General features: G+C 60.5%; 27 protein-coding genes. 13 read left to right on the top strand and 14 right to left on the bottom strand.

Annotated elements, in window-relative coordinates; all coding sequences use genetic code 11:
* Positions 1 to 97 precede the first annotated feature (97 nt).
* Positions 98 to 289 (top strand): DUF1289 domain-containing protein, encoded by a 192-nt coding sequence (locus NVB75_RS12680; protein WP_258347362.1) that lies wholly within the window; start codon positions 98 to 100, stop codon positions 287 to 289.
* Between the two features lie 143 nt (positions 290 to 432).
* Entirely contained in the window at positions 433 to 1,683 is a 1,251-nt protein-coding gene (gene rluB, locus NVB75_RS12675; protein ID WP_017475718.1) for a 23S rRNA pseudouridine(2605) synthase RluB, read from the top strand.
* Between the two features lie 211 nt (positions 1,684 to 1,894).
* On the opposite strand, the gene NVB75_RS12670 is transcribed toward rluB, so the two are convergent.
* Both NVB75_RS12670 and NVB75_RS12665 read right to left on the bottom strand, forming a co-directional pair.
* The gene (locus NVB75_RS12670) at positions 1,895 to 2,854 is read right to left on the bottom strand and encodes a hypothetical protein (RefSeq protein WP_017475719.1); all 960 of its coding nucleotides are present in this window, start codon (positions 2,852 to 2,854) and stop codon (positions 1,895 to 1,897) included.
* A 77-nt stretch (positions 2,855 to 2,931) separates the two neighbouring features.
* The gene (locus NVB75_RS12665) at positions 2,932 to 3,069 is read right to left on the bottom strand and encodes a hypothetical protein (RefSeq protein ID WP_003175756.1); all 138 of its coding nucleotides are present in this window, start codon (positions 3,067 to 3,069) and stop codon (positions 2,932 to 2,934) included.
* A 524-nt stretch (positions 3,070 to 3,593) separates the two neighbouring features.
* Here NVB75_RS12665 and NVB75_RS12660 point away from each other — a divergent pair.
* A complete protein-coding gene (locus tag NVB75_RS12660; protein WP_093206834.1) occupies positions 3,594 to 5,000 on the top strand; it encodes an amino acid permease in 1,407 nt (468 codons plus the stop codon).
* 891 nt (positions 5,001 to 5,891) lie between these two features.
* Positions 5,892 to 6,305, top strand: coding sequence for an alternative ribosome rescue aminoacyl-tRNA hydrolase ArfB (gene arfB, locus NVB75_RS12655; RefSeq protein WP_093206840.1), 414 nt, complete (start codon positions 5,892 to 5,894; stop codon positions 6,303 to 6,305).
* Here the strand turns inward: arfB and NVB75_RS12650 are convergent.
* The 3 genes from NVB75_RS12650 to NVB75_RS12640 all read right to left on the bottom strand — a co-directional run bounded on the left by NVB75_RS12650 (position 6,302) and on the right by NVB75_RS12640 (position 7,964).
* A complete protein-coding gene (locus NVB75_RS12650; protein WP_258347361.1) occupies positions 6,302 to 7,501 on the bottom strand; it encodes an MFS transporter in 1,200 nt (399 codons plus the stop codon). The two genes, arfB and NVB75_RS12650, sit on opposite strands and share 4 nt — an antisense overlap.
* A gap of 86 nt (positions 7,502 to 7,587) precedes the next feature.
* Positions 7,588 to 7,761, bottom strand: coding sequence for a hypothetical protein (locus NVB75_RS12645; protein ID WP_010169883.1), 174 nt, complete (start codon positions 7,759 to 7,761; stop codon positions 7,588 to 7,590).
* Between the two features lie 74 nt (positions 7,762 to 7,835).
* Complete coding sequence (locus NVB75_RS12640) at positions 7,836 to 7,964, bottom strand: hypothetical protein (protein WP_256579784.1); 129 nt, start codon at positions 7,962 to 7,964, stop codon at positions 7,836 to 7,838.
* A gap of 362 nt (positions 7,965 to 8,326) precedes the next feature.
* On the opposite strand from NVB75_RS12640, the gene NVB75_RS12635 reads away from it, so the two are divergent.
* The gene (locus NVB75_RS12635) at positions 8,327 to 9,601 is read left to right on the top strand and encodes an MFS transporter (RefSeq protein ID WP_063033910.1); all 1,275 of its coding nucleotides are present in this window, start codon (positions 8,327 to 8,329) and stop codon (positions 9,599 to 9,601) included.
* On the opposite strand, the gene NVB75_RS12630 is transcribed toward NVB75_RS12635, so the two are convergent.
* Together NVB75_RS12630 and NVB75_RS12625 are read right to left on the bottom strand one after the other, a co-directional pair.
* Entirely contained in the window at positions 9,598 to 10,182 is a 585-nt protein-coding gene (locus tag NVB75_RS12630; protein ID WP_258347360.1) for an HD domain-containing protein, read from the bottom strand. The genes NVB75_RS12635 and NVB75_RS12630 overlap by 4 nt on opposite strands.
* A gap of 33 nt (positions 10,183 to 10,215) precedes the next feature.
* Positions 10,216 to 10,527 (bottom strand): DUF962 domain-containing protein, encoded by a 312-nt coding sequence (locus tag NVB75_RS12625; RefSeq protein WP_258347359.1) that lies wholly within the window; start codon positions 10,525 to 10,527, stop codon positions 10,216 to 10,218.
* Between the two features lie 161 nt (positions 10,528 to 10,688).
* Here NVB75_RS12625 and NVB75_RS12620 point away from each other — a divergent pair, with 161 nt between their 5' ends.
* Entirely contained in the window at positions 10,689 to 11,744 is a 1,056-nt protein-coding gene (locus tag NVB75_RS12620; RefSeq protein WP_010169878.1) for an AraC family transcriptional regulator, read from the top strand.
* Here NVB75_RS12620 and NVB75_RS12615 read toward each other — a convergent pair.
* The 7 genes from NVB75_RS12615 to NVB75_RS12585 all read right to left on the bottom strand — a co-directional run bounded on the left by NVB75_RS12615 (position 11,701) and on the right by NVB75_RS12585 (position 19,318).
* A complete protein-coding gene (locus NVB75_RS12615) occupies positions 11,701 to 13,155 on the bottom strand; it encodes a TrkH family potassium uptake protein (RefSeq protein ID WP_258347358.1) in 1,455 nt (484 codons plus the stop codon). The genes NVB75_RS12620 and NVB75_RS12615 overlap by 44 nt on opposite strands.
* Positions 13,156 to 13,415: 260 nt before the next feature.
* Positions 13,416 to 14,753, bottom strand: a complete 1,338-nt coding sequence (locus NVB75_RS12610; protein ID WP_063027687.1) for an imelysin family protein — start codon at positions 14,751 to 14,753, stop codon at positions 13,416 to 13,418.
* Positions 14,754 to 14,916: 163 nt separating this feature from the next.
* Positions 14,917 to 16,974 carry a bifunctional diguanylate cyclase/phosphodiesterase gene (locus NVB75_RS12605; RefSeq protein ID WP_258347357.1) on the bottom strand — a complete coding sequence of 686 codons (2,058 nt, stop codon included), beginning with the start codon at positions 16,972 to 16,974 and terminating at the stop codon, positions 14,917 to 14,919.
* A 220-nt stretch (positions 16,975 to 17,194) separates the two neighbouring features.
* Positions 17,195 to 17,371 (bottom strand): hypothetical protein, encoded by a 177-nt coding sequence (locus NVB75_RS12600; protein ID WP_258347356.1) that lies wholly within the window; start codon positions 17,369 to 17,371, stop codon positions 17,195 to 17,197.
* Between the two features lie 153 nt (positions 17,372 to 17,524).
* The gene (locus NVB75_RS12595) at positions 17,525 to 18,121 is read right to left on the bottom strand and encodes a superoxide dismutase (RefSeq protein WP_003212997.1); all 597 of its coding nucleotides are present in this window, start codon (positions 18,119 to 18,121) and stop codon (positions 17,525 to 17,527) included.
* A gap of 187 nt (positions 18,122 to 18,308) precedes the next feature.
* A complete protein-coding gene (locus tag NVB75_RS12590) occupies positions 18,309 to 18,911 on the bottom strand; it encodes a LysE/ArgO family amino acid transporter (protein ID WP_076015866.1) in 603 nt (200 codons plus the stop codon).
* A 5-nt stretch (positions 18,912 to 18,916) separates the two neighbouring features.
* Positions 18,917 to 19,318: an ACT domain-containing protein gene (locus NVB75_RS12585; RefSeq protein ID WP_258347355.1), complete on the bottom strand. Its 402-nt coding sequence runs from the start codon at positions 19,316 to 19,318 to the stop codon at positions 18,917 to 18,919.
* A gap of 99 nt (positions 19,319 to 19,417) precedes the next feature.
* Between NVB75_RS12585 and NVB75_RS12580 the strand changes: the two genes are divergently transcribed.
* The 7 genes from NVB75_RS12580 (at position 19,418) to NVB75_RS12550 (ending at position 26,951) form a co-directional block, all read left to right on the top strand.
* Positions 19,418 to 20,311, top strand: a complete 894-nt coding sequence (locus NVB75_RS12580; RefSeq protein ID WP_063027695.1) for a LysR family transcriptional regulator ArgP — start codon at positions 19,418 to 19,420, stop codon at positions 20,309 to 20,311.
* Positions 20,312 to 20,363: 52 nt separating this feature from the next.
* Positions 20,364 to 21,362 carry an NAD(P)-dependent oxidoreductase gene (locus tag NVB75_RS12575; RefSeq protein WP_258347354.1) on the top strand — a complete coding sequence of 333 codons (999 nt, stop codon included), beginning with the start codon at positions 20,364 to 20,366 and terminating at the stop codon, positions 21,360 to 21,362.
* Positions 21,363 to 21,480: 118 nt separating this feature from the next.
* Positions 21,481 to 22,308, top strand: a complete 828-nt coding sequence (locus NVB75_RS12570; protein WP_258347353.1) for an ATPase — start codon at positions 21,481 to 21,483, stop codon at positions 22,306 to 22,308.
* Positions 22,309 to 22,464: 156 nt separating this feature from the next.
* Positions 22,465 to 23,724, top strand: a complete 1,260-nt coding sequence (locus tag NVB75_RS12565; protein ID WP_258347352.1) for an AGE family epimerase/isomerase — start codon at positions 22,465 to 22,467, stop codon at positions 23,722 to 23,724.
* A gap of 105 nt (positions 23,725 to 23,829) precedes the next feature.
* Entirely contained in the window at positions 23,830 to 25,116 is a 1,287-nt protein-coding gene (locus NVB75_RS12560; protein ID WP_134327218.1) for an ABC transporter substrate-binding protein, read from the top strand.
* Positions 25,117 to 25,204: 88 nt separating this feature from the next.
* Positions 25,205 to 26,113, top strand: a complete 909-nt coding sequence (locus NVB75_RS12555) for a carbohydrate ABC transporter permease (RefSeq protein WP_003213011.1) — start codon at positions 25,205 to 25,207, stop codon at positions 26,111 to 26,113.
* Positions 26,106 to 26,951 (top strand): carbohydrate ABC transporter permease, encoded by an 846-nt coding sequence (locus tag NVB75_RS12550; protein WP_017475737.1) that lies wholly within the window; start codon positions 26,106 to 26,108, stop codon positions 26,949 to 26,951. The genes NVB75_RS12555 and NVB75_RS12550 overlap by 8 nt, the downstream gene beginning before the upstream one ends.
* Position 26,952: the final 1 nt, after the last annotated feature.

The following is a 26,952-nucleotide window of genomic DNA, read 5'->3' as shown; positions in this document are numbered from 1 at the left end:
AAGGCGGTGGGTCAGCCAAGCATCCGGCGAATGACACACCGCCTTCGCGAGCAAGCCCGCTCCCACATTTGGATTGTCGCCAGCAAGGAGAACTCAAATGAGCTCCACCAAAGACCCCTGCATCAGCATCTGCAAGTTCACCGACGACATCTGCGTGGGCTGTGGCCGCAGCAAGCGCGAGATTCGTACCTGGAAGAAACTCGACAAAGTCGACAAGCGCACGGTACTCGCCGAAGCCGAGCTGCGCCTGCTGGCGCTGGGTGCCACCGGTCGGCGGAAAGGCAAATGAGCCACCACTTATCGACTAGTCTCTGATGCGCAACGCGCGGCTTACGCGTATGATTCGCGACCCTTTGGCGATGCGTTCGCCAAAAGCCCAGCTTTTACTATCTTCAGGCCAAGCCTGAATCGACACACCGGGAGGTGCTTAAGATGAGTGACCAAGACCAGAAAGACAGCCAGGAAATCGGCCCCGCAGGTGAAAAACTGCAGAAAGTCCTCGCCCGTATCGGCGTAGGCTCGCGTCGTGACGTAGAAGCCTGGATCACCCAGAAGCGCATCAAGGTCAACGGCGTTGAAGCCACCCTTGGCCAGCGCGTCGACCTGCACGATGCCATCACCATTGATGGCAAGGTCATCAAGCGTGAAGAGGCCGCCGAATCGGTGCGCCGCGTCATCATGTACAACAAGCCCGATGGCGAAATCTGCACCCGTGACGACCCGGAAGGCCGTCCAACCGTATTCGACAAGATGCCGCGCCCTAAAGAAGGCCGCTGGATCAACATCGGCCGTCTCGACATCAACACCACCGGCTTGCTGATGTTCACCACCGACGGTGAACTGGCCAACCGCCTGATGCACCCTTCCTACGAGATGGACCGTGAATACGCGGTGCGTGTACGTGGCGAAGTCGATGACGAAATGATCGAGCGTCTGAAAGCCGGCGTCGTGCTGGAAGACGGCCCGGCCAAGTTCACCGACATCAAGCAGGCTCCAGGCGGCGAAGGCTTCAACCATTGGTACCACTGCGTGGTGATGGAAGGCCGTAACCGTGAAGTACGCCGCCTGTGGGAATCCCAGGGCCTGGTGGTCAGCCGCCTGAAGCGCGTGCGTTTCGGCCCGGTGTTCCTCAACTCCGACCTGCCGATGGGCCGCTGGCGCGAAATGAGCCAGTACGAAGTCGACATCCTGAGTGCTGAAGTCGGCCTGACGCCGGTGGCCATGCCGCAGATGAACGCCAAGAGCAAAGACAAACTTGAGCGTATGCAGCGTAAATCGTCGCGTCCCGTGGCACGTACCGACCGTGTTGCCCGCACCCTGCGCCCTGCGCTGGATGCACCGGCCACTGGCGGTCGTATCTCCCGCGAGCCGCACATCGAAGGCGAACGTCGTCCTTCGGCACCGGCTCGTCAGGATGGCGAACGTGCGCCGCGCGCACCGCGTCCAGCGGGTCGTGGTGGTGATGCCCCAACGGGCGGTCGCGGTAACCGTGGCGAGTCTGGCCGTGGTGCTCCGGCTGCGGGCCGTCCCGACGACAGCGCCAGCACCAAACGCCCAGCCAAGCCATCGCCGAAAAAGCGCCCGGGCTTGAAACTGGTCGATGACGCGCCATCGGGCAAGCGTCGTGGTGCACCGGCCGGTTCCGGCCAGCGTCCAGGTTTTGGTCGCAAGAAGCCGCAGTGATTCGTTAAGCACTGCATAAAAAACGCCAACCCTCGGGTTGGCGTTTTTTTTGGCCTGGATTCGGAACCTGCTCTATGAGCAAAGCAGGTCCATTGTGGGAGCGGGCTTGCTCGCGAATGCGGTGTATCAGTTGATACATCCGGTGACTGACCCACCGCATTCGCGAGCAAGCCCGCTCCCACAGTTGATCTCCATTGTTTTGGTGGGCGTGTCAGAACATGAAAGCCCCATCGAACACGGGTTTATCGTCGAGAGCCAGCACGCCACTGGCGAAGATCAGGTCCAGGTGATGGCTGCCTTTCTGCCCGCCACCCAAGCCCAGGTGCAGCCCGCAATGGCGCTCTTCAAAGCCGGCATTGCGCGCATACAAATCCTTCACGCCTTCATTGGTGCCAATGCCCAGTTCCTCCACCCGGCGGTTGGACGGGTTGGCATTCAGGTATTTGTTGAAGTCATCCGCCAGCCCCGGCACTTCACTGGCCACGGTGCAGATGGTCGAGTTCTCGATCCACAGTTCCAGCGGTGATTGCAGCACGCCGTATTTGCGCGCAAAGGGAATGGTGCTGAGGAAGGTGCCCACAAACCGCACCTGGCCATTGATGGCTTCGCTGTGGGTCGCGATCTCGCCGGGCGCCAGGTCGTGGTTGCCGACGCCGTTGATATTGGTCCACTTCTTGATGCTGCTCATGGGCGCTTCAAGGCGTGAGCCATGCTGGTCGGTGAAACTCAGCACGCTGGCCTGGGACATGCGCCGGATCAACGTGGCGTTGAGGTCGGCAATCCGCTGTGGGGCGACGCTGAAGGTGTCGTAGAAATAGTCGCCGTAGTCCTTGAGCAGCAGGGATTTTTTCCAGTGCTCGGCCATCACGCCTTGCAGCGCACGGATAAAGTCCGGGCCCTCGGCACGTGGGTTGGGCAAGGTCGAGGAATCGTAGAGAAACATGTACAGGTCGCAGGCTTCGATGGCCTTGGCCAGCGCTTCGCTGGGGGCTTGGTCCAGGCGTTGTACCTGGAAGTCGAAACGGGCGGCGCTGCCTTGGGTGATCGAGTGAGCGATGGCGTCGTAGCGTTCGGTATGGCCGAGCAGAATGGTGGGGCGGTGCAGGCCGGTGAGGGCCGGGTGATGGGCGAGGTAATAGAGAAAATGTTCGACGGCGCGGGCCTTGTCCATGACGTCCTTCCTTCAAAGCCTTCGGTAGAAGCAGTGGCAGGTGCGGCGTCCCGCACCTGCCGGGGTGCCTGATCAGATTAGAAAGGCCACATCGCGGTGCCGAACGGCACAACGGCATCGGCTTGCATCATTTCAACGGCGGCCTCGTGGGTCGGCGCTTCAAACCAATCGTCGAGTTGCAGTTCGGTTTCCAGGTCATTTTCCAGTGCTTGCATGGTGAATCTCCTAGATGACGGTGTTTGAGACGAATTTGCCAGCGGGCTGCGCTGGGCAAGTGGTTGAACCTAGAAGAGAGTGTTGGGGAATGCAAAATTTTTATTGACACGGTTTCATTTGGATTTTTTATTCTGTTTTGATGGCGATTTGGTTTATGTCGACGAAACAGTCAGTTGGTTGCGTGTTTCTGTGGGAAACGTCTCTGCGTCAATTTCTCGATATCTGAAAGAATTTTCCCAGTGTCCCTGCTCTCCGCCGCATCGCATCCTGTCGGCCCAGACAGGTTTGGCGGTGTACAATGCGCCGCGTTTTACTGTGATCCCACTATTTCAGGGCTATCCGCCTTGTTCATTCCGCCTGGCCACAAGCCCGTCGGGTTCGATTTCGTCACAGATAAAAACAACAGGTGACGTATGACCGTAAGAAAAAACGCTGGACCGGGGTTTGATCGGCGCTGCTGTAGCCCGTTACCAAAGCAGCACCCCTCCATGAGCACCATCAAACCTTGCGTGAGACCCTTTCCATGAGTGAAGCCAACTCGCATTCAGGCGAGCTGAAGCGCGGCCTGAAAAATCGCCATATTCAACTGATCGCCCTCGGTGGCGCGATTGGCACCGGGTTGTTCCTGGGGTCGGCTGGCGTGCTGAAATCCGCCGGGCCATCGATGATCCTCGGTTATGCCATCTGCGGCTTTATCGCCTTCATGATCATGCGCCAGCTGGGCGAGATGATCGTCGAAGAGCCGGTAGCCGGTTCCTTCAGCCACTTTGCCCACAAGTACTGGGGCGGTTTCGCCGGCTTCCTGTCGGGCTGGAACTGCTGGATCCTGTATATCCTGGTGGGCATGTCGGAGCTGACGGCCGTTGGCAAGTACGTGCACTACTGGTGGCCCGAGATCCCGACCTGGGTGTCGGCGGCGGCGTTTTTTGTGCTGATCAATGTGATCAACCTGTCCAACGTCAAAGTCTTCGGCGAGGCCGAGTTCTGGTTTGCGATCATCAAGGTGGTTGCCATTGTCGGCATGATCGCCCTGGGCAGTTATCTGCTGGTGAGCGGCACCGGCGGGCCGCAGGCTTCGGTGACCAACCTGTGGGAGCACGGTGGGTTCTTTCCCCATGGTGTAGGTGGTTTGGTGATGGCCATGGCGATCATCATGTTTTCGTTTGGTGGTCTGGAGATGCTCGGGTTTACCGCAGCCGAGGCGGACCAGCCGCGTACGGTGATTCCGAAGGCGATCAATCAGGTGATCTACCGGATTCTGATTTTCTACATCGGCGCGTTGGTGGTGCTGTTGTCGTTGACGCCTTGGGACAGTTTGCTGGAGACGCTGAACGCTTCGGGTGATGCTTATAGCGGCAGTCCGTTTGTGCAGGTGTTTTCGATGTTGGGCAGTAATACGGCGGCGCACATTCTCAACTTTGTGGTGTTGACGGCGGCGTTGTCGGTCTACAACAGCGGCACTTACTGCAATAGCCGGATGTTGTTGGGGATGGCCGAGCAGGGTGACGCGCCTCGCGCATTGGCGAAGATCGACAAGCGTGGGGTGCCGGTGCGGTCGATCCTGGCGTCGGCGGCGATTACGCTGGTGGCGGTGTTGATGAATTATCTGATTCCGCAGCATGCGCTGGAGTTGCTGATGTCGCTGGTGGTGGCGACCCTGGTGATTAACTGGGCGATGATCAGCTTTTCGCATTTCAAGTTTCGCCAGCATATGGATCGGACGGGGCAGGTGCCGTTGTTCAAGGCGCTTTGGTATCCGTATGGGAATTATGTTTGCCTGGCGTTTGTGGTGTTTATTCTTGGGGTGATGCTGCTGATTCCGGGGATTCAGGTGTCGGTGTATGCGATTCCGGTTTGGGTGGTGTTTATGTGGGTTTGCTATGGGATCAAGAACAGGCGTAAGGCTCGGGAGGGGGTGGTGTTGAGTTGATGGTGTACATATCCGTTTCTTCGGTAACGGCGACTTATGGTTCCGCTCTTACAGCGGGTCACTTTTGGCAAACGCCCCAAAAGTAACCAAAAGGTCTTTGCCCCACCACTCGGTGCCTCGCCTAGGCTCGGCATGCCCGCACTCCGGCCCGGTTCCGCGGGCCGCCGCGACGGGCCATCCATGGCCCGGCGCGGCTAAATCGGCATCCCTGCCGATTTACCCGCTCCACCGTGCCTACTTGCGGCCATCGTGGTTGACGGGGCCCGCAGATCAAAATCAAAAGCAAAAGCACAGCGGCCTCCCGGCCGGCTTGAGTGTTAACAGCAAAAGCAAAAACCAGAGCGAAAACAAATCTGCTTTTCTGTGGGAGCGGGCTTGCTCGCGAAAAACCTGAGAGCGCCGCGTTCATTCAGGATGCCCACGTCATCGTTAACGACCTTCGCGAGCAAGCCCGCTCCCACATTTTTGACCGTGCCCGCTTTAGATTTTGATTTGGCTTGTGCTCTTCAACACTCAAGCCGGCCGGTAGGCCGCTGTGCTCTTGATCTGCTTTTGATTTTGATCTTAGGCGCCCCGTTAAACCACGCTGGCCGAACGCAGGCTTTGGAGCGTGGGTAACCTGGCAGGACGCCAGGTTAGCCGTCCTGGGCCAGGGATGGCCCATGACGGCGGCCCACGGTCCAAAGCCGGAGTGAGGGCACTCCGAGCCTAGGCGAGGAGCCGAGTGGTGGGGCAAGAGCGTTTTGCTTACTTTTGCGCTTTTCAAAAGTGAGCCGCTGTAAGAGCGGAACCCTAGGCGGCCGTTACCCAAATAACGGATATACCCCCAGCCCCCAGCAGCCCACCACATTGGCGTATCCTTACCCCTCCACCCCAAGGCCCGATCAAAAAATGCTGGTGATTTCCAACAACGTGCACCTCCCCGACGCCGAGATCGAGCTGACAGCCATCCGCGCCCAAGGCGCCGGCGGTCAAAACGTCAACAAAGTCTCCAGTGCCGTGCACCTGCGTTTCGACATCCCTGCCTCGTCCTTGCCCGACTTCTACAAGGAACGCCTGCTGGCCCTGCGCGACACCCGCATCACCAGCGATGGCGTGCTGATCCTCAAGGCCCAGCAATACCGCACCCAGGAACAAAACCGCGCCGACGCCCTCGAGCGCCTGGTCGAGCTGATCCTCAGCGCCACCAAGGTCGAAAAGAAACGCCGCCCCACCAAGCCCACCCTGGGCTCAAAAAAGCGCCGCCTCGAATCCAAGACCAAACGCGGCAGCATCAAGGCCGGCCGCGGCAAGGTCGATTTCTAAGCCGCGTCCCGCTCCTCGCGGTACTTAGGCGCCTGCCGATACAAATACAGGCTCAACAGCAACCCGCCAAACGCCGCGATCGCCGCAAACAGGAAGATCGAGGCAAACCCGAACCCCGCCGCAATCGCCCCGGCCAACGGCCCGGTGATCCCCAGCGACAAATCGATAAACAGCGAATACGCCCCCACCGCCGCGCCCCGGCTCGAGGCGGGCACCAGGTTGACCGCCTCCACACCCAACGCCGGAAACACCAGGGAAAACCCAAACCCGCTCAACGCCGCGCCCGCCAATGCCAAATGAGGATCCGGCGCCAGCCACAACAGCAGCAGGCCCAGGGTCTCCACCGACAGGCAGGCAATCGCCACGCGAAACCCACCTATGCGGTTGATCAAATTCCCGAACAACAACCGCGCCCCGATAAAGCTGGCACCGAACAGGCTCAGGCACAGCACCGCGTTATCCCAGTGCTGGGTCGCGTAATACAAGGTGATGAAGGTCGCGATGGTGCCAAACCCGATGGAGCCCAGCGCCAGGCCGCAGCCGTGGGGCAGTACGCGCCCGAGCACGTGCATGAACGGCAGACGCTCGCCCACCACGATTGGCGCCGCGACTTTCGGCCAGGCCAGCAGCACGCCCAGCACCGCCAGCAGGATGATGCTGACGCCCATGCTCCACAGCCCGAAATGACTGACCAGCAGCACCCCCAGCGGCGCGCCGATGGCCAGGGCGCCGTAGCTGGCGATGCCGTTCCAGGAGATGACCTTGGCGGTATTCGCCGCGCCCACTCGGCCGATGCCCCAGCCAATGGAGCCCGAGCCCACCAGGCTTTCAGCGCTGCCCAGCACCAGGCGGCCGATCAGCAGGCTGGTGAGGCTCAACGCCGGCAGGTGTGACAGCCACGCCGAGAGCAACATGAACACGCCGCTCAACCCGCAACCCGCCAGGCCGTACATGACGGCGCGCTTGCTGCCGCGATTATCGATGATGCGCCCGGCATAGGGCCGGCTCAGCAGGGTGGCCAGGTATTGCACGCTGATTACGAGGCCGGCGATCACGGCGCCAAAGCCCAGCTCGCTGTGCACATAGCCGGGCAACACGGCCAGGGGAATGCCGATATTCAGGTAGCCGATGAAGGTGAACAGAACGATGGAAACGACTTGCAGCGTGACCGCCATGGGGCGCTGGGTATCTGGCATGGGGAGAGGTCCACTGTCGCAGCAGGAAAAGATAGGCTGCTTATGATACCGATGCTGGGCGCGTGCGGGGGCAGCAAACCAAATTTTTAGCGATCGGCGGGGTTGAGCAGTTGCGTGGTTACCAAGGCGGCGAGGGCGTTTTCCTGGGTGCCGAAGCGCTTGAGCAGGAGGGCCTGTTTTTCCGGGGTGAGGCGGTTCCATACATCGACCATCTGCAGGGCAGTGTCGAGCAGGGCGGTATCGGGGGTGGTGTCGGTCATGGCGGGGCTCACGGTGTTCAGGCGGTGTGGAAAGCGCGCAATGTCACGCTTTCCACACGGTCTGGGTACGGCTCTCAGTCTTCGCGCTTGCGGTCGACCGGTTTTGCCTCTTTTGGCTCGGGCTTGCTGGCACCGGCCTGTTGCGGGGTTGGCTGCTCAGTTTCGCGCAGGCTTGGGAAGGGGAGATTAGGGATTTCGTGCATCGTCGTCGCTCCTCGCAAGATCTGTTTTATCAATCGCAGGTGATTCCGCGCTTTCAAAAAGCTTGGGCAGGATACAGCACTATAAATGACAGAAAGATTTTATCTCGAAAAATGAACACCTCTTCATCCCGCCGCGCAAGTGACGTGGCGCCACAGGCGGATCGATTGTCATCGTACAACATCACCCTTAACGGATTGACATCGTGTTACGGACTGAATATAACGCTAACAGTTGTATGACGACATATGACGTTACAGTTTTATAGCGCCCGTAATACGGGCGCGCTCGGTCGCAGAACGTAAGCCTCAAATCTAAAAATAATTAAGGTGAAGCGATGAAAATCAAAGGCATCCGTTGGTGGATGGTCGGGCTGATGACGGTCGGCCTGATTATTAACTACCTGGCCCGCAATACGCTGTCCGTCGCAGCCCCCACGCTGATGACCGACCTGAGCATCTCCACTGAGCAGTACTCCCATATCGTTGTTGCCTGGCAGGTGTGCTACGCATTGATGCAGCCGATCGCCGGTTATGTGATCGATGCGATTGGCACCAAGATGGGCTTTGCGATCTTCGCCATTTCCTGGTCCGTAGTGTGCGCGCTGGCGGCGTTCGCCACGGGCTGGCAGAGCCTGGCCGTGGCCCGTGGCGCCCTGGGGCTGACGGAATCAGCGGGCTTCCCCGGCGGCGTCAAGGCGATTACCGAGTGGTTCCCGGCCAAGGAGCGCTCCGTCGCCATCGGCTGGTTCAACTTTGGTTCGTCGTTTGGTGCGCTGCTGGCGCCGCCGCTGGTGGTCTGGGCGATTCTGCACAGTGGCTGGCAGTTGGCGTTCCTGATCGTCGGCGGTATCGGCCTGGTATGGAGCGGGCTGTGGCTGCTGCTGTACAAGCACCCGCGTGACCAGCGCCTGCTGGCTCAAGCCGAGCGTGAGTACATCGAAGCTGGCCAGGAAACCCACCTCAAGGAAGGCGTGCAGAAGAAAGCCAGCTGGAAGCGCATCCTCAAGAGCCGCAACTTTTTCGCCATCGCCTCGGCGCGGATGCTCTCGGAACCGGCCTGGCAGACCTTCAACGCCTGGATTCCGCTGTACCTGATGACCGAGCGGCACATGAACATCAAGGAAATGGCGCTGTTCGCCTGGCTGCCATTCCTGGCCGCCGACATCGGCTGCGTGCTGGGTGGCTACCTGAGCCCGCTGTTCCATCGCTACTTCAAGGTCTCGCTGTTCACCTCGCGCAAGCTGGTGATGCTGTTCGGTTGCCTGTGCATGATCGGCCCGGCGTGCATCGGCCTGGTGGACAGCGCCTACACCGCGATTGCCCTGCTGTGTGTCGGTGGTTTCGCGCACCAGACCTTGTCCGGCGCGCTGTTTTCCATTGCCTCGGACTCATTCGGCAAGAACGACGTGGCCACCGCCACCGGTGGCGGGCAGATGTGCGGGTTTATCGGGGCAGCGGCATTTACCGCCGTGTTCGGCGTGTTGGTGACCAAGGTCGGCTACAGCCCGCTGTTTGTGGTGCTGGCGATTTTCGACATCATCGCGGCCATCATCATCCTGACTGTGGCCCGGGAGATTGTTAAAGGCCCGGAGCCGACCGTCCAGACGGGGCACGGCGGCAGGTTGTTGCCGGTTTAATCCTGGCGCTCCATCGCCGCCTTGTAGAGCGAGTGCTTCGGCTGGGCAAACACCCGCGCCAGCATCGGTTCGAAGAAGCTCAACGGCAGGGTGTCGTAGGCCGGATCGAACGCCGCCGCGTCGTATTGGGCGCAGAACTCGATGGTTTGCCGGTACTGCGGGTGGTCGCCAAATTGCTCGCGCAGGTGGCGGTCCATCCCCAGGTGATGGAAGAAGTAGTAGCCCTGGAAAATCCCGTGCTTCTCCACCATCCACAGATTTTCGGGGCTCACAAATGGCTTGAGGATCGCGGCGGCGATGTCCGGGTGGTTGTAGGAACCCAGGGTGTCACCGATGTCGTGGAGCAGGGCGCACACCACGTACTCTTCATCGCGCCCGTCGTGCCAGGCGCGGCTGGCGGTTTGCAGCGAGTGGGTCAGGCGGTCCACAGGGAAGCCGCCGAAGTCGCCCTCCAGCAGTCGCAGGTGCGCCACGATCCGGGTCGGCAGTTGCCGGGCATAGGCGCTGAAATCCTTGGCGATGATCGCCCAGTCTTCCTGGGTGCCGTCCTGCATATGGGTAAAGCGGGCCTGCTGGTTCATCAAGGGCGCTCTTATTGTTTTTGAAGGGCAGGGCTAGAACGGCACTTTGCCCAGAATCATGTCGCGGTACATCACAAAATCCCCCAACAGGCTGTAAAGCGGATGCTGGAAGGTGGCAGGACGGTTCTTTTCAAAGAAGAAGTGGCCGACCCAGGCAAAGCTGTAGCCCGCCACCGGCACCGCCAGCAGCAGCCACCAGGCGCCTTTGCCGATCGCGAACGCAAGAAAGAAGATCACGAGGCTGGTGCCGATAAAATGCAGGCGACGGCAGGTGCTGTTGCCGTGTTCCCTCAGGTAGTACGGGTAGAAATCAGCGAAGCTGTTGAATTGTCTGACATTTTCCACAGTATCCAGCCCTCTGGTTATTGTTCTGCCCGACAGGTGTTCGGCGGGGAGCTTATTTGAGTCTAGAGTCATCAGTGGTAACAGCCAGTGACAATAGATGCCACTTTAGTATCCTTCGGATTCCTGGCTGTCGTTTCAGCCTTCCTTGTTAAGAAAACGCCATGAGCGAACGAACGACTTCTGCAAGCTGGGCGATGGGGATAGTCAAGGCGCTGGAGATGGACGGCCTGGATTGCCGCGCCTTGTTCAAGCAGCTTGGCCTGGATTACGCCGCGCTGAATGACCCGGATGCACGCTTCCCCCAGGATTCCATGACGCGCCTCTGGCAGCGCGCGGTCGAGCTGTCGGGCAACCCGGCGATCGGCTTGAACATGGGCAAGGTGGTGCGCCCGGCGTCGTTTCATGTGGCCGGCTACGCCTTGATGTCCAGTAATACCCTGGCCGAAGGCTTTATGCGGCTGGTGCGTTATCAGCGAATCATCGCTGAAAGTGCCGACCTGAGTTTCCGACTGTTACCCGAAGGCTATGCGCTGATTCTTACCGTGCACGGCGACCACCTGCCGCCCACCCGGCAAAGCGCCGAAGCGTCTCTGGCCAGTGCCCTGGCGTTATGCGGCTGGCTGACCGGGCGCACTCTGCAACCGCGCAAAGTGCTGGTGCAGGGCGATCAACCAGCGGACCTGGCACCCTACAAACAAGCGTTCCATGCACCGCTGGTGTTCAACGCGCCCTATGACGCGCTGATCTTCGAGCGGGCGGATATGGAGGCGCCGTTGCCCACGGCGAACGAGGCGATGGCGTTGTTGCATGATCGTTTTGCCGGGGAGTATCTGGCGCGGTTTTCCGAGAGCCGGGTGACCCACAAGGCGCGGCAGGTATTGTGCCGATTGCTGCCGCAAGGCGAGCCCAAGCGCGAGGTGGTTGCGCAGACCTTGCACCTGTCCCAGCGCACCTTGCAGCGGCGCTTGCAGGAGGAGGGCACCAGTTTCCAGACCTTGCTCGACGACACCCGCCGCGAACTGGCCGAGCAATACCTGGCACAGCCGAGCATGACCCTGCTGGAAATTGCCTACCTGTTGGGGTTTGCCGACCCGAGCAACTTCTTTCGCGCGTTCCGCCGCTGGTTCGATGCCACGCCCGGCGAGTACCGGGCGCGGTTGCAGGAAGCTCCGGTCAGTGACGCCAAAACGCCGGAATGCACAGCACAAACACCGTAATGATCTCCAGCCGGCCCAGCAGCATGCCGAGGGACAGGATCCACTTGGCGGCGTCCGGCAGGGTGGAGAAGTTGCCGGCCGGGCCGATGGTTTCCCCCAGGCCCGGGCCTACACCGGACACGGTGCTGGCGGCGCCGGTCAGCGCGGTCATCCAGTCCAGGCCCAGCAGTGACAGGGCCAGGGCGATGGCGCAGATGGTGATGGCGAAGAAAAACGAAAAGGTCAGGATCGAACGCACGATTTCTTCATCGAGGCGATGACCGTTGTACTTCTGCTTGATCACCGCCCGAGGGTGAATCAGCTGGTTCAAGTTGGCCTTGAGCAGGATGTAGGCGACCTGGAAACGGAAAATCTTGATCCCGCCAGCGGTGGAACCGGAGCAACCGCCCACAAAGCCCAGGTAAAAGAACAGCATCAGCGAGAAATTGCCCCAGATGCTGTAGTCCCCCAGCGCAAAACCTGTGGTAGTCACTACCGAAGTGACGTTTACCGCCACGTGGCGCAGCGCCTCCAGCCAATGCAGATTGGTGGTCCACCAATACCAGGTGCCGAGCACCAGCCAGGTCACCACCAGCAAACCGAGCATGCCCTGCACCTGCTGGTCCTTGATCAGCGCCCGGCGGTTGCCGCGCATCGTGGCCACATACAGGGTGAACGGCAGGCTGCCGAGAATCATCACCACCACCGCCACCCAGTGCACGGCCGGCTGTTTCCAGTGGGCCAGGGATTCATCGGAGGTGGAGAACCCGCCGGTGGAAATCGCCGACATCGCATGGTTGATTGCGTCAAACAGGCCCATGCCTGCCCACCAGAACGCCAGGCTGCCGAGGATGGTGATGCCCACGTACGCCGCCACGATCAGGCGCGCCACCATGTGCGAGCGGGGCATGACCTTTTCCGAGCGGTCGGAGGACTCGGTCTGGAACAGGCGCATGCCACCGATGCGCAGCAGCGGCAGGATCGCCACCGCCATGCCGATAAAGCCGATGCCGCCGAGCCAGTGCAGCAGCGAGCGCCAGATGAGGATGCCCGGGGACATGGTGTCCAGGCCGCTGAGCACCGTGGAACCGGTGGCGGTGATGCCGGACATGCTTTCGAAGAACGAGTCGGTGTAACTGATGTGCTGGGTCAGCAGGAACGGCAGTGCGGCGAAGATGCACACCACCAGCCAGCTGGAGACGGTCAGCAGGTACATGTCCCGGGGGCGCAGGTGCACGTGTTCCGGGCGGCCGGGGATCACCAGCGCCAGGCCGGCGATGAAGGTGATCAGGCTGGCCCAGAGGAACGATGGCAGGTCGCTGGTGCGTTCGAAGAACACCAGGGTCGCCATGGGGATGACCATGGCGATCGCCAGGGTGATCAGGAAGATGCCGATAATGAAACCGATTATCCGTAAGGTCGGCAACGCCATGAGGTCCGCTCGGTGTGACAGGAAAGGCGCCATTCTACCTGCGGTGCAGGGCAAGTAAACCGGGGGCTGGAAGGCGACGCCAGGCAAATGTGGGAGCGGGCTTGCTCGCGAAAGCGGTGTGCCAGTCAACGGATGCACTGGCTGACCCACCGCTTTCGCGAGCAAGCCCGCTCCCACAGGGGGTTGCGGTGGTTAATGGACCTTGAAGGGCAGGCACAAAAAAGGCGACCCGAAGGTCGCCTCATTCAACGCGGCACGGATCAGAATTCGTGATCAGCGTTATCCGGGTTCAAGTCACTGATGCCCAGCTTGCCAGCGGCCTGTTCGATCGAACCGGTCTGCTTGACCAGCGCAGCGATGGCATCACGCACGATCTGGTTGCCTTTATCGTTACCTGCCGCGATCAACTGGTCGTAATGCTCACCGTTGTTGGCGTGATCCACCATCACCTGGATCTTCGCTTCGGTCGACGCCAGGTCAGCCTTCAGCGTTGCATCGGCGGTTGGGTCAGCCTTGGCCACCAGGGACGACAGGCTTGGGCCGGTCATTTTGGTACCGTCGGTGCGGGTGTACTCACCGAGGTAAACGTTACGAATACCCTTGGCGTCATAGAAGTGCGAGTTGTGGGTGTTGTCGCTGAAGCAATCCTGTTCGTCTTCCGGCGAGTTGGCTTCCAGGGAAACCTTCATGCGCTCACCGGCCAGTTCGCCCAGGGACAGGCTACCCATGCCGAACAGCATTTTGCGCAGGCCATCGGTCGGCGCTTCGGCTTCCAGGGTGGCGCGGTAGTTGTCTTCGACGTTGGGTTTCCAGTTGCCGACCATTTCTTCCAGGTCGCTGACCAACAGTTGAGTCACGGCGCGCAGGTAGGTGCGGCGGCGTTCGTTGTGGCCGCCAGTAGCGCCATCACCGGTCATGTAGTCCGACGCTGGACGATTGCCGGCGCCCGGGCCGGTGCCGTTCAGGTCCTGGCCCCAGAGCAGGAACTCAATCGCGTGGTAACCGGTGGCCACGTTGGCCTCGGAACCGCCCAGCTCGTTCAGGCTGGCGAGTTTTTCCGGGGTGATGTCTTTCACATCGACCTTGTCTTCGCCGACCTGGATTTCGTTGTTGGCGATGATGTTGGCGGTCGCGCCAGGGTTGCCCAGGGCGTGTTCGTAGGTTTTGTCGACGTAGTCGATCAGGCCTTCGTCCAGGGGCCAGGCGTTCACTTGGCCTTCCCAGTCGTCAATGATGGTGTTGCCGAAGCGGAACACTTCACTCTGCAGGTACGGCACGCGCGCGGCGATCCAGGCGGTACGGGCCGCTTTCAGGGTGTCGTCGTTCGGGTTGGCGAGGAAGGTGTCGATCGCGGTTTGCAGGGTTTTCGCGGTGGACTCGGCATCGCTGTAGACGGCGAAGACCATGTCAGCGTAATGCGCGACCACGGCCTTGGCAGCGGCCTCGTCGACCTGGCCTGCCGGAGCAGCCGCAGGGGCTGGAGTGCTGGCGGCGGCCGGGGCTTGAGGTGCGGCGGCCTTGTCTTTGCCTTCACCGCAACCGGCAAGAGAAATGGCAATGGCGAGAAGGCTGGCGGTGGCCAGGGGCATACGAATCATGGCGAACATCCTGCTTCGGTTGAGAGTGGGTCACGCGGGGGGACGCGCAAAACTGCGACATAATGCGAAAGATTTGCATTTTGTGTAAAGGGTTATAACTAGGAAATATTTAGTTTCGATTTGCTGGCCATCGGTGCGCGGGGCACCACTGGCCAGCATTGCTTCAGAGAATGGCGGCGTTATTGCGTTGGGCCTGTTTCAAGTAGACCGCCAACTCCCGTGCCGGCAGGGGTTTGCTGTAGTGGTAGCCCTGACCTTCGTGGCAACCCTCGGAGATGATGTAGGCCTCCTGTTCGGCGGTCTCCACGCCTTCGGCGATCACCTGCATACCGAGGCTTTTGCCGAGCTGGATGATGGCCCGCACGATGGTTGCATCGTCGTCGTCATCCAGCAGGTCCTGGACGAAGCTCTTGTCGATCTTGATCTTGTCCAGCGGCAGGCTTTTCAGATAGCTCAGGGACGAATAACCCGTGCCGAAGTCATCAATTGCAATCAGCGCCCCGGAGCGGCGCAGGCTCAGCAGGTGCTGGGCGGCGGTGCTGATGTCTTCCATCAGGCCGGTCTCGGTGACTTCCAGCTCCAGGCTGCGGGGCGGCAGGCGGTAGATTTGCAGCAGGTTGTTGACCACCCGTGGCAGCTCGGCATGGTGCAACTGTACGGTGGACAGGTTGACTGCCATGCGCAGTTCGGTGAAGCCCATGTCATGCCATTCCCGCAGTTGCCGGCAGGCCTGGTCCAGCACCCATTCGCCGATGGCAATGATGGTGCCGTTCTGTTCCGCCAAGGGGATAAACAGGTCGGGCGGCACCAGGCCGTGTTCCGGGTGCTGCCAGCGGATCAAGGCTTCGACACCCACCACGCGATGGTCGAGATAGCTGATCTGCGGCTGGTACACCAGGTGGAACTGCTCGCGGCTCAAGGCGTCGCGCAGATCCTTTTCCAGCTCGCGGCGGCGGCGCATTTCGCTGTCGACGCTGGCGATATAGAACTGGTAGCGGTTGCGCGAACGGCTCTTGGCCAGGGTCATGGTCTGTTCGGCTTTTTGCAGCAGCTTCTCGGTGCTGTCACCGTCTTCCGGGAACAGCGTGATGCCGATGGTGGCGCGCAGGCGGATCTGCTCGTGCCCATCGTCGAGGGCGAATTCCGCTTCCAGGTCATCAAGAATGCTTTGTGCCAGCTCGGCGGCTTCGTAGGGTTGCTCGATATCGGCCTGCACCAGGGCGAACTGGTCGCCACCCAGGCGGGCGAGGGCGCCGAGACGACCACTGTGGGCCCGCAGGCGGTCGGCCAGGGCCAGCAGCAATTGGTCGCCGGCCTGGTAGGTGAACTGCTCGTTGACGCTTTTGAAGTCATCCAGCCCCACGCACAGCACTGCAACGCTGCGTTGGCGGCGGCCGGCGTCGATCAGGATCTTGTCCAGTTGCTCCTGCAACTTCTGGCGGTTCGGCAGGCCGGTAAGAAAGTCGTACTGGGCCATGCGCAGCAGGCTGTTTTCCGCCTCATGGCGCAAGTGCGTGTTGCGCTCGATAGATTCGAGCAACTGGTTGGCGGTGTTGATCCAGATCCCCAGCTCGTTTTTCTCGTGGCCCTTGAGCTGCGGGATCTTGTGCTCGCTGGGGCGGTCCGGGTTGATTGAACTCAAGTGCTCGATGATGCGCGACAGCGGCTTGGTCAGCAGCCAGTGATAGACCAGGTACAACACCAGGCCCATGGCCAGGGCCCGCAGCACCCCGGAGATGAAAATGATCACCGAACTGACGAGAAACCCTTTGCCATAGGTGGCGGTGTCGAGGGTGATGCTCAGGTCGCCGTAATACTCGCTATAAGGCCCGCGCCCCACCAGTGGCGTGGTGAAGGTGCGCTCCTGGCCCAGAATCAGGTCGGTCAGCCAGCGGGTCGGGGATTGTTGCAGGTCGCGAGTTTTCTCCGCGAGCATGGTTTCGTTGGGATGGCCGATGGAGGCCATGCGCACGGCATCGTCCTGGAACAGACCTTCGATGACCTGCATGCCCATCTCCCGGTCCAGGCTATAGACGGCCTGGGTGGACGGGTCGCGAAACATGTCGAGGATGCGCTGGGCATCACCGGCCACGGCCTGGCGCGTCTTGTAGGCATCAAAGACGATCTGCGCCGCGCTCAGCACCACGCCCACTGCCAATGCCGAAAGCAGCACCACCCGTAGCAACTTCACCGACAAGCTGTTTTTGAGTTCCAGCTTCAAAGGGGTATTCCTTGTTCCATGCGGGTAGCCTCAATATGCCATGAGTATTGGCAATCCGGTGAGGGCAGTCAAAGGAACATTGGGCTCGCAGAGCCTGAATACTAACAACTGAACGTCGGGAAGGAGGAGGGCGGATCCTGTCCGCCGTCCTCGCGTACCGCGCGGGGGAGCGAAGGCAAATGCCTTTTTGATAGCTCGCGAGAGGTTGTCGAGGGTTTTATCAGCCGAACTGAATCTGCGTGGCTGGTTTCTGGTGGACATCTTCGCCGGCTTTGCCCTGGCCCTTATCCCCATCCTGATTTGTTGAATCTATAAGTTTGGCTATCAGGTCCATGCCTTTTTCTGCCAGCGGCGCTGCTGCTGAAATGGCAGACATTCCTATCGTTACTGGATCCATTGCGGACTCTCCTGACTGAAATGAGAGAGTTATTTCTCTCACTGGTTGGGTGGCCCGTTCATCTCCTTGAGTTCCAAGCGTCCTGCATTACGCTTTTGCATCAGCCACAAAAAAGCCCGGCAATTGCCGGGCTTTTTCTACTGCAAGCGTTGCTTAAGCGGTGAAGGTTTTGCCTTCGAACTGCTCAGCCACGAACTTCCAGTTGACCAGGTTCCAGAACGCTTCCACATACTTTGGACGCACGTTGCGGTAGTCGATGTAGTAAGCGTGTTCCCAGACGTCGCAGGTCAGCAGCGGGGTGTCGCCGCTGGTCAGCGGGTTGCCGGCGCCGATGGTGCTGGCCAGGGCCAGGGAACCGTCAGCCTTTTTCACCAGCCAGCCCCAACCGGAACCGAAGGTGCCGACGGAAGTCTTGGTGAACTCTTCCTTGAACTTGTCGAACGAACCGAAGGCTGCGTTGATGGCTTCAGCCAGCGCGCCGGTAGGTTGGCCGCCGGCGTTTGGCGCCAGGCAGTTCCAGTAGAACGTGTGGTTCCAGACCTGAGCGGCGTTGTTGAAGATGCCGCCCGAAGAAGACTTGACGATTTCTTCCAGGGTCTTGCCTTCGAACTCGGTGCCAGGCACCAGGTTGTTCAGGTTCACGACATAGGTGTTGTGGTGCTTGTCGTGGTGATACTCCAAGGTTTCCTTGGAAATGTGCGGCTGCAGGGCATCGTGTGCGTAGGGCAGCGGCGGCAATTCGAAAGCCATGATGATTCTCCTAATCAGGTCAGTTGCGGTGAGCGCAAGGCCGATCACGGGCGGCCAAACAAGCGCCGGGGAGTTTGTACTCTTTGCGGCGCAGGGGCTGGATCATAGCACCGGGGGTGCGGCAAAACCACGCAACAACTGTGTGGGATAGAGGTTCCAGAGGGTTTTGGCTTCTGTTGAAAAAAGTTTATGCGGCGCTGATTAATTGATAGGCCACGCTGAACATCATGGCCGCCACCAGCAGGTCCAGAATTCGCCAGGTGGCAGGGCGCGCCAGCCACGGTGCCAGCCATGCGGCGCCCAGGGCCAGGGTCATGAACCACAGGAATGAAGCGCTGGCGGCACCGGCCACGTAGGCGCCCGGCTCGGTCTGCTGAGCGCCGAGGGAGCCGATCAACAGAACGGTGTCCAGATACACGTGGGGATTGAGCAACGTCACCGCCAGGGCGCTGAGCATCACCGCCTTCAGCGAGCGCACCTTGAGGTTCTCGCCCTGGCCCAGGCTCTGCTTCGAGCAGGCCCGGCGCAGGGCAAGGGTGCCGTACCACAACAGGAACGCCGCGCCGCCCCAACGGGCAACTGCCAGCAATATCGGGTTATGCGCCAGCACGGTCGCCAGGCCGAACACGCCGGCGGCCACCAGGATGGCGTCACAGACCACACACAATGCCGCCACGGGCAGGTGATGTTCGCGCCGCAGGCTCTGCGCCAGCACAAATGCGTTCTGGGTGCCGATCGCCATGATCAAACCAAAGGCTACCAACAGGCCATTCGTATAGCTCTGCCACATAGGATTTACTCCGCGTCCGCTGCCAATTGCTGCAACACCTTCATCGCGCGCTCGGCATCGGCGCGGCCAACGAACAAGTGATCGTGGTAGTAGCCGGCAATCACGTTGCAACTGATCCCGGCCTTGCCCAGGGCGGTGGCGAAGGCTGCGGTCAGGCCGACGGCTTCCAGGGCCGAATGCACGTTGAGGGTGATCCACGCCGCTACGTATTCGAAAGCCAGTCCGGCCCGTTCGGCCTGCTGGCGCTCGACGATCAGCGTCAGGCCTTCCTGCTCGCGGAAGCTGCCGATCACGTCGCAACCTTCGGGAATGCGGCCGTCGGCCAGGGTGCAGAACACGTAGTCGCCGTCGTTGAGCTGTGGGCTCATGCTGCGCAGCAGGGTTGCCAGGGCGGTTTCGCCAGCCATGTGGAAGGTCCTTGAATAAGAAGAAGCGATGCTGGCTATTCTCCCGTCCAAGGCTGTATAAGAAAAACCAATATTGCTGATCGCTCATTAGGAAAACTGATGTTCGACTATAAATTGCTTTCCGCCCTCGCAGCGGTGGTGGAACAGGCTGGCTTTGAGCGGGGCGCCCAGGTGCTGGGAATTTCTCAGTCGGCGATCTCCCAGCGCATCAAGCTGCTGGAAGCGCGGGTCGGCCAGCCGGTGCTGGTACGCGCCACGCCGCCGACGCCCACCGAAATCGGCCGCCGTTTGCTCAACCACGTGCAACAGGTGCGATTGTTGGAGCGCGACCTGCAAAGCCAGGTGCCCGCGCTGGATGAAGAGGGCATGCCCGAGCGCCTGCGCATCGCCTTGAATGCCGACAGCCTCGCCACCTGGTGGGCCGAGGCCGTCAGCGACTTCTGCGCCGAGCAACACCTGCTGCTGGATTTGGTCGTGGAAGACCAGACCGTCGGTCTCAAACGCATGCGTGCCGGCGAAGTGGCGGCGTGTATCTGCGCCAGCGAACGCCCGGTGGCCGGTGCCCGCAGCCTGTTGCTCGGTGCCATGCGCTATCGGGCGCTGGCCAGCCCGGCATTTGTCGCGCGGCACTTTCCCGATGGCGTACGCGCCGATCAACTGGCCCGCACCCCGGCGCTGGTGTTCGGCCCGGATGATTTTCTGCAGCATCGCTACCTGGCTTCCCTTGGGGTCGACGGTGGTTTCGAACACCATTTATGCCCCTCGTCCGAAGGTTTTATCCGCCTGACGGAAGCCGGATTGGGCTGGGGCCTGGTGCCCGAATTGCAGGTGCGCGATCAACTGGAAAGAGGCGTACTGGTGGAGTTATTGCCAGATAAGCCGATCGATGTGCCGCTGTACTGGCATCATTGGCGCAGTGGTGGACAATTGCTGGGGCTGCTGACGGATCATCTGGCACACACAACGGGGCAATGGTTGGTGCCGTTGGCGTGATGGCCAGCGTCAAGGCAACAGCGATGAAAAACGAAAGAATGCGGAGTAAGTCATGAAAATTCTGGTCACCGGCGCAAGCGGCTTCATTGGCGGGCGTTTTGCGCGTTTCGCTCTGGAGCAGGGCCTGGACGTGCGGGTCAACGGGCGGCGGGCCGAAGGTGTGGAGCATCTGGTGCGGCGCGGCGCCGAGTTTATCCAGGGTGATTTGAATGATCCGGACCTGGTGCGCGAGCTGTGCCGCGACGTCGAGGCCGTGGTGCATTGCGCCGGGGCCGTGGGGCTGTGGGGGCGCTATCAGGACTTCCATCAGGGCAATGTGCTGGTCACCGAAAACGTGGTGGAGGCCTGCCTCAAGCAGCGGGTCGGGCGCCTGGTGCACCTGTCGTCGCCGTCGATCTATTTCGACGGCCGCGACCACCTGGGGGTGACCGAAGAACAAGTGCCCAAGCGCTTCAAGCATCCGTATGCGGCCACCAAATACCTGGCGGAACAAAAGGTGTTTGGCGCCCAGGAATTCGGCCTCGAAGTGCTGGCCCTGCGCCCGCGTTTTGTCACCGGTGCCGGTGACATGAGTATCTTCCCGCGCTTGTTGAAGATGCAGCGCAAGAACCGCCTGGCGATTGTCGGGGATGGCCTGAACAAGGTGGATTTCACCAGCGTGCACAACCTCAATGAAGCGCTGCTCAGCGGTTTGCTGGCGACGGGTTCAGCGTTGGGCAAGGCCTACAACATCAGCAACGGCGCCCCGGTGCCGGTGTGGGATGTGGTGAACTACGTGATGCGTCAAATGGACATGCCCCAGGTCACCCGTTACCGCTCCTACGGCTTGTCCTACAGTGTTGCGGCGCTGAACGAGGCCTTCTGTGCGATGTGGCCAGGACGTCCGGAGCCGTCTTTGTCACGGCTGGGCATGCAGGTCATGAACAAAGATTTCACCCTCGACATCACCCGCGCACGGCATTATCTCGACTACCAGCCCAAGGTCAGCCTGTGGGCGGCCCTCGACGAGTTCTGCAGTTGGTGGAAGGCCCAGGACGCAGCACTTAAATAACCGGCAACACACCGGGAACCGAATTTGCGACCCAGGGTCGATCAGTGCGGCAGGTCGGGGGTTTATACTCCGGCGCTTGGCTATTCATATGCCACCTCAAAGGTTTGAAGGTTGATTCATGCGTAACGATGCTAACGACGACTTTGACAACGTTCCCAGCCTGCGGGCTGACACCTCGGACGACGATGATTTCGAGCCTACGCCGGCCACGTCCGTGCGTTCCCGGCCAACACCTGTGGTCAAGGTCAAGAGCGCCAGTACCGGGCCGTTGTGGGCACTGGTCGGCGCACTCCTGTTTGCCTTTGCCGGCCTTGCCTGGTGGAGCTTCCAGCAGATCTCCCTGATGGGCCAGCAACTGGTGGCTACCCAGGAAAGCTTCGCGCGTATCAGCGAGGAAGCGGCGGGGCGCCTGCAGGACATTTCCGGCAAGGTGGTGGCCAGCGAAGCCAACGTGAACAATGGCAGCGAAGCCCTGAAATTGCAGATCAAGCAACTGGAAACCCAACTGCTCGAGCAGGGCAAGCAGCAGTTGGGCGTGGCCGGCCAGGCCACTGACCTGGACAAACGCCTGGAGCAAATGACTGCCAGCACCGCCCAACTGTCCAGTGCCAACGCGCAACTGCAAGGCCAGGTCCAGGCGCTGACGGAGGCGGTGGCTACCCTCAAGTCCCGGGACGCCGAATTCAAGGACCTCTCCGCCGACGTCGCGGCCCTGAAAAAGCAGGGCAACCCCACCGCCGCCATCGCCCGCCTGGAGCAGGACCTCGTGGTCCTCAAGAGTGAACTGGACAACCGCGCGGCGGCCTCCGACGGTCCGTCCACCAAGGAGTTCGACGTGTTCCGCATCCAGACCACGCGCAACGTCACTGCCTTGCAAAGCCAGGTGCAGAACCTGCAGCAGCAGATCAACCAGCCGGCCCGGATCACCCCGCTCGGGCAGCAGTGATGTGAGTGCCTGCAGGCGTCATTGCACATGGCGCCTGCAGGCCCTGGCACACTCAATGTCACCATTCGGTGACATTTCCTGCCTCCTTCGTTACTTGCCCTCGCCCCGCCCTTGTTTAGACTCCCGTCATCCCGCACATAATAAAAAGGGCTAATCATGACCACGCAACCACTGCCTGCCAGTAGTTGGCTGAACGCTCCTGCCCATCACGCCTGGCTTGCCACTGAAGGCCAGCGCCTGCTGTCATTCGCCAAGTCTTCCAAACTGCCTGAAGGCTTCGGCAATCTCGACGATCACGGCGTTTTGCCGCCCGATGCCGTCGCTGAAACCATGAACACCGCCCGTATGACCCACAGCTTCGCCATGGCCCATAGCCTGGGGCTGCCAGGTTATGCCGACTTGGTGGAACATGGCGTTGCGGCCCTCAGCGGCCCGCTGCGTGATGACCGGCACGGTGGTTGGTTCGCTACGCCCAATGCCCGCGATGGCAACACCGGCAAGGCCGCCTACCTGCATGCCTTTGTGGCCCTGGCTGCCAGCTCGGCAGTAGTGGCCGGCGCGCCCGGCGCGCACACCTTGCTCAACGACGCGACCCACATCATCGACCAGTACTTCTGGAGCGAAGAGGAGGGCGCGATGCTCGAGTCCTTTGCCCAGGACTGGAGTGGTGTAGAAGCCTATCGCGGCGCCAACAGCAACATGCACGCCACCGAAGCCTTCCTGGCCCTGGCCGATGTCACCGGTGAAACCCGTTGGCTGGATCGCGCGCTACGCATCGTCGAACGGGTGATCCATACCCATGCGGCGGAAAACCAGTACATGGTGATCGAGCATTTCGACAGCCACTGGCAACCCCTGCGCGGTTACAACGAAGATAATCCGGCCGATGGTTTTCGCCCTTACGGCATCACCCCCGGTCACGGCTTTGAATGGGCGCGGCTGGTGCTGCACCTGGAGGCGGCGCGCCTGGATGCCGGGCTCGTTACGCCTGAGTGGTTGTTGACCGACGTCAAAGGCCTGTTCGCCAGTGCCTGCGAATATGCCTGGGCCGTCGACGGCGCCCCCGGCATTGTCTACACCCTCGACTGGAGCCAGCGCCCCGTGGTGCACGAGCGCCTGCACTGGACCCATTGTGAAGCCAGCGCCGCTGCCCAGGCGCTGCTCAAACGCACGGGTGAGCTGCATTACGAAATCTGGTACCGGCGCTTCTGGGAGTTCTGTGAAAGCCATTTCATTGACCGCACCCATGGCAGCTGGCACCACGAACTGAGCCCGAAAAACCAGCCCAGCAGCAAGATCTGGGGTGGCAAGCCGGACCTGTATCACGCCTGGCAGTCTGTCTTGCTGCCGGGTCTACCCTTGGCACCGAGCATGGCCAGTGCCGTGGCCGCCGGGCGTTATGTCACCAAGTGGTGACATTTTGGCGTCCCTTTGTTACCTGCACCTAAAAATCCCTGTTTAAACTCGTTTGCAGCGCAAGCACCGACTTGCATGCATAACAACAAGAAAAAAGGTACTCAGATGAAAGCGATCAGTCGCCTCGCCGTTGCTATTTCCGTTGCCTCGTTGTTTCCCCTCAGTGCTTTTGCCGCCGACTCGAAAGGGACGGTTGAAGTTGTGCATTGGTGGACCTCGGGTGGCGAGAAAGCGGCAGTAGATGTCCTGAAGGCCCAAGTTGAAAAAGACGGTTTCACCTGGAAAGACGGTGCCGTCGCCGGCGGTGGCGGTTCGACTGCCATGACCGTACTGAAAAGCCGCGCCGTTGCTGGCAACCCGCCAGGCATGGCCCAGATCAAAGGCCCCGACATCCAGGAATGGGCGTCCACCGGGCTGCTCGACACCGACGTCCTGAAGGTTCCCGCCAAAGAAGAGAAGTGGGACAGCCTGCTGGACAAGAAAGTCTCCGATACCGTGAAGTACGAAGGTGATTACGTCGCCGTGCCGGTGAACATCCACCGCGTCAACTGGCTGTGGATCAACCCGGAAGTCTTCAAGAAAGCCGGTATCGAAAAACCGCCTACCACCCTCGAAGAATTCTACGCCGCTGGCGACAAGCTGAAAAAAGCCGGCTTCATTGCGCTCGCCCACGGTGGCCAGCCTTGGCAGGACAGCACCGTTTTTGAAGCGGTCGTGCTCTCGGTCATGGGGGCTGACGGTTACAAGAAGGCCCTGGTCGACCTGGATGAAAAAGCCCTCACCGGCCCTGAAATGATCAAGTCCCTGACCGAGCTGAAGAAAGTCGCGACCTACATGGACGCCGACGGCAAAGGCCAGGACTGGAACCTGGAAGCGGCCAAAGTCATCAACGGCAAGGCCGGCATGCAGATCATGGGTGACTGGGCCAAGAGTGAATGGACCGCCGCCAAGAAAGTCGCCGGCAAAGACTACGAGTGCGTAGCCTTCCCGGGCACCGACAAGGCCTTCACCTACAACATCGACTCCCTCGCAGCCTTCAAGCAGAAAGACAAAGGCACTGCTGCCGGTCAGCAGGACATCGCCAAGGTCGTGCTGAGCGAAAACTTCCAGAAAGTCTTCAGCATCAACAAGGGCTCGATCCCGGTTCGTATCGACATGTTGAAAGACATGGGCAAATACGGCTTCGACTCCTGCGCCCAGACCGCTGCCAAGGACTTCCTTGCAGACGCCCAGACCGGTGGCCTGCAGCCGAGCATGGCGCACAACATGGCGACCACGCTGGCGGTACAAGGCGCGTTCTTTGATGTCGTGACCAACTACATCAACGACCCGAAAGCTGACCCTGCTGATACCGCGAAGAAACTCGCGGCAGCGATCAAGTCGGCCAAGTAACGGTTAGCACTGAATGGCCTTGTGGGGGGACCCCTGACCCCCACAAGGCGTGTTCCTGTAGTCCTTTTTCCCTGTACTGGATTTTCCCATGAGTTCTGTTGCTGTGTTCAGCAAAGCCTCGCCGTTCGATGCACTGCAGCGCTGGCTACCCAAACTGGTGCTGGCGCCGAGCATGTTCATCGTTCTGGTGGGCTTCTATGGCTACATCCTGTGGACGTTTGTGCTGTCGTTCACTAACTCGACTTTCCTGCCGACCTACAAGTTTGTAGGCCTGGCGCAATACGTGCGCTTGTTCGACAACGACCGCTGGTGGGTCGCGAGCAAGAACCTGGCGGTGTTCGGTGGCATGTTCATCGGCATCACCCTGGTGATCGGCGTGACCCTGGCGATTTTCCTCGACCAGAAAATCCGCCGCGAAGGTTTTATCCGTACCATTTACCTGTACCCGATGGCGCTCTCGATGATCGTTACCGGTACGGCCTGGAAATGGCTGCTCAACCCGGGCATGGGCCTGGACAAATTGCTGCGTGACTGGGGCTGGGAAGGCTTTCGCCTGGACTGGCTGATCGACCCGGACCGTGTGGTGTATTGCCTGGTGATCGCCGCTGTGTGGCAAGCCTCGGGCTTCATCATGGCGATGTTCCTCGCCGGCCTGCGGGGTGTTGATCAATCGATCATCCGTGCCGCGCAGATCGACGGCGCGAGCATGCCGCGCATCTACTGGAAAGTGGTACTGCCAAGCCTGCGCCCGGTGTTCTTCAGTGCGGTAATGATCCTGGCGCACATCGCGATCAAGAGTTTCGACCTGGTGGCGGCAATGACTGCGGGTGGTCCGGGTTACTCCTCCGACCTGCCGGCGATGTTCATGTACTCCTTCACCTTCAGCCGCGGCCAGATGGGCATGGGCTCGGCCAGTGCGATTCTGATGCTCGGTGCGATTCTCGCAATCATCGTGCCTTACCTGTACTCCGAGCTAAGGACCAAGCGTAATGACTAGTCTCGCCGGCAAACCTGCCATCAGCCTGAGCCGCGTCGCGATCTACGCGGTGCTGATCCTCGCTGTCCTGCTTTACCTGGTGCCATTGGTGGTCATGTTGCTGACCAGCTTCAAGACCCCGGAAGACATCAGCACCGGCAACCTGCTGAGCTGGCCCACCGTGATCACCGGCATCGGCTGGGTGAAAGCCTGGGCCACGGTTGACGGTTACTTCTGGAACTCGATCAAGATCACCGTTCCGGCGGTACTGATCTCTACCGGCATCGGCGCGTTGAACGGCTACGTGTTGTCGATGTGGCGTTTCCGCGGTTCGCAGTTGTTCTTCGGCCTGTTGCTGTTCGGCTGCTTCCTGCCATTCCAGACCGTGCTGCTGCCAGCCTCGTTCACTCTCGGCAAGATGGGCCTGGCCAGTACCACAACGGGTCTGGTGTTCGTGCACATCGTCTACGGACTGGCCTTTACGACACTGTTCTTCCGTAACTACTACGTCAGCATTCCCGATGCACTGGTGAAAGCGGCACGTTTGGATGGCGCGGGGTTCTTCACGATCTTCCGGCTGATCATCCTGCCGATGTCGACACCGATCATCATGGTGTGCCTGATCTGGCAGTTCACGCAGATCTGGAACGACTTCCTGTTCGGCGTGGTGTTCTCCAGCGGTGATTCGCAGCCCATCACGGTGGCGCTGAACAACCTGGTCAACACCAGCACCGGGGTCAAGGAATATAACGTTGATATGGCGGCGGCGATGATCGCCGGGCTGCCGACCCTGCTGGTCTATGTGGTCGCAGGCAAGTATTTCGTGCGCGGTCTGACGGCCGGCGCGGTCAAGGGGTAAT

Origin of the sequence: Pseudomonas sp. CBS (genome assembly GCF_024734645.1) — a bacterium.
GTDB lineage: Bacteria > Pseudomonadota > Gammaproteobacteria > Pseudomonadales > Pseudomonadaceae > Aquipseudomonas.
This window is presented reverse-complemented; position numbering and strand designations above follow the sequence as displayed.

Coding starts and splice junctions, on each gene's coding strand:
- NVB75_RS12590 (WP_076015866.1), bottom strand. CDS start 18,911: ATGTGGCAGAGCTATACGAATGGCCTGTTGGTAGCCTTTGGTTTGATC.
- NVB75_RS12635 (WP_063033910.1), top strand. CDS start 8,327: ATGGTCGGGCTGATGACGGTCGGCCTGATTATTAACTACCTGGCCCGC.
- NVB75_RS12560 (WP_134327218.1), top strand. CDS start 23,830: ATGAAAGCGATCAGTCGCCTCGCCGTTGCTATTTCCGTTGCCTCGTTG.
- NVB75_RS12565 (WP_258347352.1), top strand. CDS start 22,465: ATGACCACGCAACCACTGCCTGCCAGTAGTTGGCTGAACGCTCCTGCC.
- NVB75_RS12615 (WP_258347358.1), bottom strand. CDS start 13,155: ATGGCGTTGCCGACCTTACGGATAATCGGTTTCATTATCGGCATCTTC.
- NVB75_RS12555 (WP_003213011.1), top strand. CDS start 25,205: ATGAGTTCTGTTGCTGTGTTCAGCAAAGCCTCGCCGTTCGATGCACTG.
- NVB75_RS12550 (WP_017475737.1), top strand. CDS start 26,106: ATGACTAGTCTCGCCGGCAAACCTGCCATCAGCCTGAGCCGCGTCGCG.
- NVB75_RS12570 (WP_258347353.1), top strand. CDS start 21,481: ATGCGTAACGATGCTAACGACGACTTTGACAACGTTCCCAGCCTGCGG.
- NVB75_RS12640 (WP_256579784.1), bottom strand. CDS start 7,964: ATGCACGAAATCCCTAATCTCCCCTTCCCAAGCCTGCGCGAAACTGAG.
- NVB75_RS12665 (WP_003175756.1), bottom strand. CDS start 3,069: ATGCAAGCACTGGAAAATGACCTGGAAACCGAACTGCAACTCGACGAT.
- NVB75_RS12680 (WP_258347362.1), top strand. CDS start 98: ATGAGCTCCACCAAAGACCCCTGCATCAGCATCTGCAAGTTCACCGAC.
- NVB75_RS12610 (WP_063027687.1), bottom strand. CDS start 14,753: ATGATTCGTATGCCCCTGGCCACCGCCAGCCTTCTCGCCATTGCCATT.
- NVB75_RS12595 (WP_003212997.1), bottom strand. CDS start 18,121: ATGGCTTTCGAATTGCCGCCGCTGCCCTACGCACACGATGCCCTGCAG.
- NVB75_RS12630 (WP_258347360.1), bottom strand. CDS start 10,182: ATGAACCAGCAGGCCCGCTTTACCCATATGCAGGACGGCACCCAGGAA.
- NVB75_RS12660 (WP_093206834.1), top strand. CDS start 3,594: ATGAGTGAAGCCAACTCGCATTCAGGCGAGCTGAAGCGCGGCCTGAAA.
- NVB75_RS12575 (WP_258347354.1), top strand. CDS start 20,364: ATGAAAATTCTGGTCACCGGCGCAAGCGGCTTCATTGGCGGGCGTTTT.
- NVB75_RS12650 (WP_258347361.1), bottom strand. CDS start 7,501: ATGCCAGATACCCAGCGCCCCATGGCGGTCACGCTGCAAGTCGTTTCC.
- NVB75_RS12645 (WP_010169883.1), bottom strand. CDS start 7,761: ATGACCGACACCACCCCCGATACCGCCCTGCTCGACACTGCCCTGCAG.
- NVB75_RS12600 (WP_258347356.1), bottom strand. CDS start 17,371: ATGGATCCAGTAACGATAGGAATGTCTGCCATTTCAGCAGCAGCGCCG.
- arfB (WP_093206840.1), top strand. CDS start 5,892: ATGCTGGTGATTTCCAACAACGTGCACCTCCCCGACGCCGAGATCGAG.
- NVB75_RS12585 (WP_258347355.1), bottom strand. CDS start 19,318: ATGGCTGGCGAAACCGCCCTGGCAACCCTGCTGCGCAGCATGAGCCCA.
- NVB75_RS12580 (WP_063027695.1), top strand. CDS start 19,418: ATGTTCGACTATAAATTGCTTTCCGCCCTCGCAGCGGTGGTGGAACAG.
- rluB (WP_017475718.1), top strand. CDS start 433: ATGAGTGACCAAGACCAGAAAGACAGCCAGGAAATCGGCCCCGCAGGT.
- NVB75_RS12620 (WP_010169878.1), top strand. CDS start 10,689: ATGAGCGAACGAACGACTTCTGCAAGCTGGGCGATGGGGATAGTCAAG.
- NVB75_RS12670 (WP_017475719.1), bottom strand. CDS start 2,854: ATGGACAAGGCCCGCGCCGTCGAACATTTTCTCTATTACCTCGCCCAT.